8 protein-coding genes are annotated in these 5,640 nt (G+C 51.3%); 7 read left to right on the top strand and 1 reads right to left on the bottom strand.

Annotated elements, in window-relative coordinates; translation table 11 throughout:
* Positions 1-4 precede the first annotated feature (4 nt).
* Entirely contained in the window at positions 5-370 is a 366-nt protein-coding gene (locus tag D6694_01425; GenBank protein ID RMH47824.1) for a hypothetical protein, read from the top strand.
* Between the two features lie 21 nt (positions 371-391).
* Positions 392-1,264, top strand: a complete 873-nt coding sequence (locus D6694_01420; protein ID RMH47823.1) for a cytochrome c oxidase subunit 3 — start codon at positions 392-394, stop codon at positions 1,262-1,264.
* 38 nt (positions 1,265-1,302) lie between these two features.
* On the opposite strand, the gene D6694_01415 is transcribed toward D6694_01420, so the two are convergent.
* Entirely contained in the window at positions 1,303-1,566 is a 264-nt protein-coding gene (locus D6694_01415) for a twin transmembrane helix small protein (GenBank protein RMH47822.1), read from the bottom strand.
* Positions 1,567-1,587: 21 nt separating this feature from the next.
* Between D6694_01415 and D6694_01410 the strand changes: the two genes are divergently transcribed.
* From D6694_01410 to D6694_01390, 5 genes are read left to right on the top strand one after another with little or no spacing between them, the layout of a single operon-like run.
* Complete coding sequence (locus D6694_01410) at positions 1,588-2,331, top strand: SURF1 family protein (protein RMH47821.1); 744 nt, start codon at positions 1,588-1,590, stop codon at positions 2,329-2,331.
* Positions 2,328-2,900 (top strand): hypothetical protein, encoded by a 573-nt coding sequence (locus D6694_01405; protein RMH47820.1) that lies wholly within the window; start codon positions 2,328-2,330, stop codon positions 2,898-2,900. Before D6694_01410 ends, D6694_01405 begins: the two co-directional genes overlap by 4 nt.
* Before the next feature lie 8 nt (positions 2,901-2,908).
* Positions 2,909-3,949: a heme A synthase gene (locus D6694_01400; GenBank protein ID RMH47819.1), complete on the top strand. Its 1,041-nt coding sequence runs from the start codon at positions 2,909-2,911 to the stop codon at positions 3,947-3,949.
* 4 nt (positions 3,950-3,953) lie between these two features.
* The gene (locus D6694_01395) at positions 3,954-4,847 is read left to right on the top strand and encodes a protoheme IX farnesyltransferase (GenBank protein RMH47818.1); all 894 of its coding nucleotides are present in this window, start codon (positions 3,954-3,956) and stop codon (positions 4,845-4,847) included.
* Positions 4,844-5,476, top strand: a complete 633-nt coding sequence (locus D6694_01390) for an SCO family protein (GenBank protein RMH47817.1) — start codon at positions 4,844-4,846, stop codon at positions 5,474-5,476. Before D6694_01395 ends, D6694_01390 begins: the two co-directional genes overlap by 4 nt.
* Positions 5,477-5,640 lie beyond the last annotated feature (164 nt).

Here is a 5,640-nt window from a genome sequence, read left to right as displayed (position 1 = left end):
TGATCTGCAGTTTATCGCTCAACTGTCCAAGGAAATGGATGTTGAAGTCGAATTCCGGCCCGAGACTTATACGATGAAAGTGCATCCTGGGAAAACCTATGTCACGCGCTTTTACATCAAGAATAAAACGGACAAGCCTTTGGTCTTTCAGGCAGTCCCAAGCTTGGCGCCAGGACAAAGCGCCTTGTATTTCCACAAAATCGAGTGCTTCTGTTTCAATCAGCAGCCTTTGGCACCGGGTGAGGCGAAGTGGATGCCACTGAGATTTTTTGTGGATACGGCGTTGCAAGCGGAAGTGCATGACATCGCGCTGTCATATACCTTGTACGATATTACGAAAAAAGTCGCGACGCCTGCTGTGTCGTCGTGAATAGGAGGTTAGGAGAAAACAATGGCCAATTACGAAAAATACTATGTTCCTGAACAAAGCAAGTGGCCAGCAGTCGGTGCATTCGCCCTATTGCTGATGATCTTGGGTGCTGGTCAGGTCATGCATGACCTCAAAACTGGGGGTGGTTGGGGTGCCTATGTGCTTTTGGCGGGCATTGCCATTCTGCTCTACTTTATGATCGGTTGGTTCAGGGACGTCATCCACGAGTCACTCTCAGGAAAATACTCCGCCCAAATGGACCGCTCCTTCCGCATGGGGATGATGTGGTTCATTGTCTCAGAAGTTATGTTTTTCGCAGGCTTTTTTGGTGCGTTGTTTTACGCACGAACCTTTGTTGTCCCCTGGCTCGGTGGGGAAGGCAATAATGCCATGACGCATGAGCTGCTTTGGCCTGATTTTATTCCCCGGTGGCCGTTAACTGAGACGCCAGCGGGCGAAACCACCACAGCCATGCCGCCTTGGGGGCTGCCGTTCGTCAATACAATTTTGCTGGTGACCTCGAGCTTTACCCTGACATGGGCGCACCATGCTTTGAAGGCAGGCAATCGTGCCAAAACCATTCTGGGGCTCGTGCTCACACTGGTGCTTGGCTTTAGCTTCCTTGCCCTGCAGGTTGAAGAGTACATTCACGCTTACACGGAAATGGGGCTGACCTTGGGCAGTGGCATCTATGGGTCCACGTTCTTCATGTTGACCGGATTTCACGGGATGCACGTGACGGTCGGTGCGATTATGTTGACGGTGATGCTGGTACGGGCCATTAAGGGGCACTTTACCCCAGAGAAACATTTTGCGTTTGAAGCGGCGGCTTGGTATTGGCACTTTGTCGACGTGGTGTGGATCGCATTGTTTGCGTTTGTCTACGTCCTGTAATTAGCAGACCGTCAAGTTATGGCAGGGAGCAAATCAGTTTAAGGTTGATTTGCTCCCTTTCGTTCATTATCAACTTGTGACGCTGCGGGTTTCAGGCCCATCACACCATGGGGCTTGAGTGCTCCGGTCTTGATGCCGATGACGATGAGGATGATGAAAATGGCCGAAGCAACAACACGCACTGTCAGGGCGTTCACGGTGCGTTTGCTGCGTCCCTGATCCTTGACCAGGGTAAAAAGTCCTCGAAATAAGCTCGCGATAATGACCATAAAGGTCAGGAACATGAGTAATTTAATGAACATACTTGATCCCAGTTGGGTGTGATGGAGAGAAATTATACGCCAATTCAGGTGAAAAAACGGCTGCTTACGGTTATTTTGGTATTTATGCCGGGGTTGCTATTGCTTATCGCCTTGGCACATTGGCAGTGGCAGCGCGGCAATGAGAAAGCGCGTGCGCTCGCGCAAATGGCGGTCCGAGCCAACGCAGATGCCATAGTCTTGAGCGATGCGCGTCATCAGAAGTGGCCGAATTTTCAGAATGTGAAGGTGCATGGCCGTTTCCTGGCCAATGGCCCGAACATTGTGCTCGACAATCGAGTGCGCCAAGGCGTTTACGGTTATCATACGTTGTCCGTCTTTGTCACTGATGACGGAAGTTATTGTCTGGTCGATCAAGGGTGGCTGCCGATGCCAGCAACTGAAAATCAGTTGACTCCGCCAGAACGCGATGCAACCACATTGGTTGGCTTGATTTATCGACCGGATTCTTACCGAGTGACTGATTTTCCGCCGCTTGGCACCGGGCAGGTGTGGCGTATTCCAGGCCTTAACCTCGAGACGATTCAGCGCGAAATCGCGCCTGAGCAACCTTGGATGCCTTTTGTTTTGATCCAGTTGTTGCCGGAGTCGCGGCTTGGCAGAATTCCAGAAATTCCAATTCTATCGACGATGCCTCCAGAGCGTCATTATGGGTATGCCGTACAATGGTCGCTATTGGCCCTGACATGGTGTCTGCTTTGGGGCTATCTCTGGCGCAAATCCAAAAGAGAATTGAAAAACCGATGAACCAGACCAGAAATGATAAGATTCAAGTCATCGCACTACTGATACTGTTCAGCTTACCGATTGTGCTGGCCTATGCCGGGTATTGGCTAGGTTGGTTTAAAAATGTTGGCGTGGCCGCACATGGAAGATTGCTGAATCCGGTGGTGACGGCTGAGGACTATAAATTTGCCAACAACCAGACCATCGAATCGGCCGGGAAGGCGTGGAAGATATTAATCTACGGCAGCGGTGAGCGCTGTGACCAAATGTGTGAATTGAACGTCGCGTTAGCGGAGCATGTGCGCCTGGCGTTGGGCAAGGACGCATCACGAGTCCGATTGATTTATGTTCATCGTGGCAAGCGAAGCGAGGCTTTTAATACGGGCGATGTCAAAACGTTAGCGCCAGGGGTGTTATTTTGGGAAATTGTGCAAGGGCCATTGATTCCCGGGAAGATATATATCATGGATCCAATGGGTAATGTGATGTTGGAATACGACTGGGCGCCGGATGCAAAAAGCGCCCCGCTGCACGGCAAAGGTATGCTCAAGGATTTGAGAAAATTGCTTAAATATTCGCATATTGGTTGAGGTTGATAATGACAAACACGCGTAGCTATAAACTCGTTCGGAACTTGGCATTAATTGGCACTGTACTTGCCTTCTGTGTTGTCGTGCTGGGTGCGTATACGCGATTGACCGATGCTGGCTTAGGGTGTCCAGACTGGCCTGGTTGTTATGGCCATCTTACCGTACCAAAACACCCCGAACACGTTGCGGCCGCCGAGGCCAAATTTCAACGGCCACTTGAGCCACATAAAGCCTGGAATGAAATGGTTCACCGCTATTTCGCAGGGACCTTAGGCCTCTTGATTTTTGTGTTGGTGGTCATCGCCTGGCGAGCACGCGCGCAGTCGGCGAAGTTCCCCGTCAAACTGCCGACCGCCTTGGCGGTTCTGGTCGTATTTCAGGCGTTACTTGGCATGTGGACGGTGACGATGAAGCTCAATCCGTTGGTGGTCATGGCGCATTTGCTCGGCGGCATTTCCGTGTTTTCGTTATTGCTGCTCCTTTACGTCCTGTCACAACGCCGCGTTGACCACAACCGCTTGGCTATTTCCGCTGCGGAAGGCACGAAATACAAGTGGTGGGCTTTGGTTGCGCTGATTGTGGTCGCAATACAGATCGCGCTTGGTGGCTGGACAAGTGCCAACTATGCAGCGACCGCTTGTCTTGAGCTTCCAATTTGTCATGCGGATTGGTGGACGCATGCCGATTTTAAAGAAGGATTGACCTTGTGGCATCATGCCGAGAATTATGAATTTGGCGTAAAAACCCTAGAGGGTCGTGTTGCTGTTCATGTTTTGCATCGTTTTGGTGCCTTTGCTGCCCTTGCGGTGGTATTGCTTACGGGTTGGCAACTGACGCGCGCCACGACCCGCCTGCTCAACCGCATTGGTTATGCACTGATGGCCCTTGTGTTGCTTCAGTTTACTTTAGGCGTGATGAATATCGTTCTGCATTTACCGTTGATCAACGCCGTGGCGCATAATGCGGTTGGCGCACTGTTGGCCGCCGTGCTGGTTGCCTTGAACGGGCTGCTTTGGTCTGCACGAAACATTGCGTCAATACGAGGCTAAGCGAATGGTAGAGTGGCGCGATTATTTTGCGATGACCAAGCCAAAGGTGGTGGCCCTTTTGGTTTTGACGGCTTTTATTGGCATGATTTTGGCCAATGATCCAGACGTGCGTTGGCTACCGCCGCTTGATACGCTGCTGTGGGGTAATCTCGGCATTGCGCTGGCTGCCATGGGGGCGGCGGTAATCAACCATGTTGTGGATGCGCGCGTTGACGCCATCATGGCGAGGACCGAATCGCGTCCGATCCCTCAGGGGAAGGTTAGGCCACTTCCGGCCCTTTTGTTTGCGTCGCTCTTGGCCGCCTTGTCAATGGCCATTTTGTTGTATTTTGTCAACGAACTTACTGCATGGCTGACACTTTTCGGATTGGTTGGCTACGCTTTTGTCTATACCCTTTATCTCAAGCGTGCCACCCCACAAAATATTGTGATTGGTGGGATTTCGGGAGCGGTACCCCCGTTGCTGGGTTGGACAGCTGTCACCAACGAAATCGATCCGCAGGCGTTACTTTTGGTGTTGATTATTTATACATGGACGCCACCGCATTTCTGGGCATTGGCGATAGCGCGACGTGATGACTATGCGCGCGCCAATATCCCGATGCTGCCGGTGACCCACGGTGTTGAATTTACGAAAACCGCGTTAATTTTGTATACGTGGTTGCTGTTGTTAGTGACACTTCTACCCTATCTCGTCGGCATGAGTGGTTTGATTTATCTGGTTGGCGCCATAGTGCTCGCCGTGAAATTTCTACATTATGCCTATCGTTTAAAAAGAGACGACCGATATGCGATGCCAACCTTCGGTTATTCAATTGTCTATCTGATGCTCCTCTTCGCATTATTCGTCGTTGATCACTATGTGTTTTTTCACCCATACATGAGAGGCGCCGCATGAATAAAAACGTCAAAACAGCACTGTTGGTGTCACTGATTCCCATTTTGTTTTTCGTTTGGTTCTTCGGCCAAGCGGTGTGGCGATCGATGCACTTTCAGCCACAATGGGTAAAACTATATGCTGAACGTTCTCAGTTACCAGAAGTGACACTCACTGATAGTCACGGCAAGCCGCTGTCGCTCACCGACTTAAAAGGGAAATGGGTGATTGCCTTTTTCGGCTACACGCACTGTCCCGACATCTGCCCGATGACGTTGGCTGACTTGGCACGTGTCTATAAACAATTGCCAGAGCAGATAAAAAAGCAGTGGCGGGTGTTGTTTGTCTCGGTCGATCCGGAGAGAGACAGCCCGGAACGGTTGGCCAGCTATATTCGCTTTTTTCATCCGGACTTTCTCGCCGCGACGGCGCCGCACGACGTCTTGCGGCCGTTGACCAAATCGCTGGGCGCGATCTATTTTGTTGAGAAGAGTCAAGGGAACTATGATGTCCAGCATTCAGGCAAGCTGTTTATCATTGATCCACAGGGCCGTCGCGCGGGCCTATTTGATATCCGTCGACCGCCCCCGGAACGTACTGTACCAATGGATGAATTGGTCCATGACCTCACAGGACTTGTGACCCAGTAGCGTAAGAGGACGAGGATGCACTGCCGATTACTGCTCCTGTCATGCATCATTTTGCTGTCGGCCTGCGCGACAACGCCACCCTCGAACCTAGACAACCTGTGTGACATCTTTCGTGAGAAAGATGACTGGTTTGATGCGGCGGTCGATGCGGAGTCGCGTTGGGG

It is taken from the genome of Gammaproteobacteria bacterium (assembly GCA_003696665.1).
Taxonomy (GTDB): Bacteria; Pseudomonadota; Gammaproteobacteria; order Enterobacterales.
Note: the sequence above shows the minus strand (reverse complement) of the source record. Positions and strands in the feature narration are given on the sequence as shown.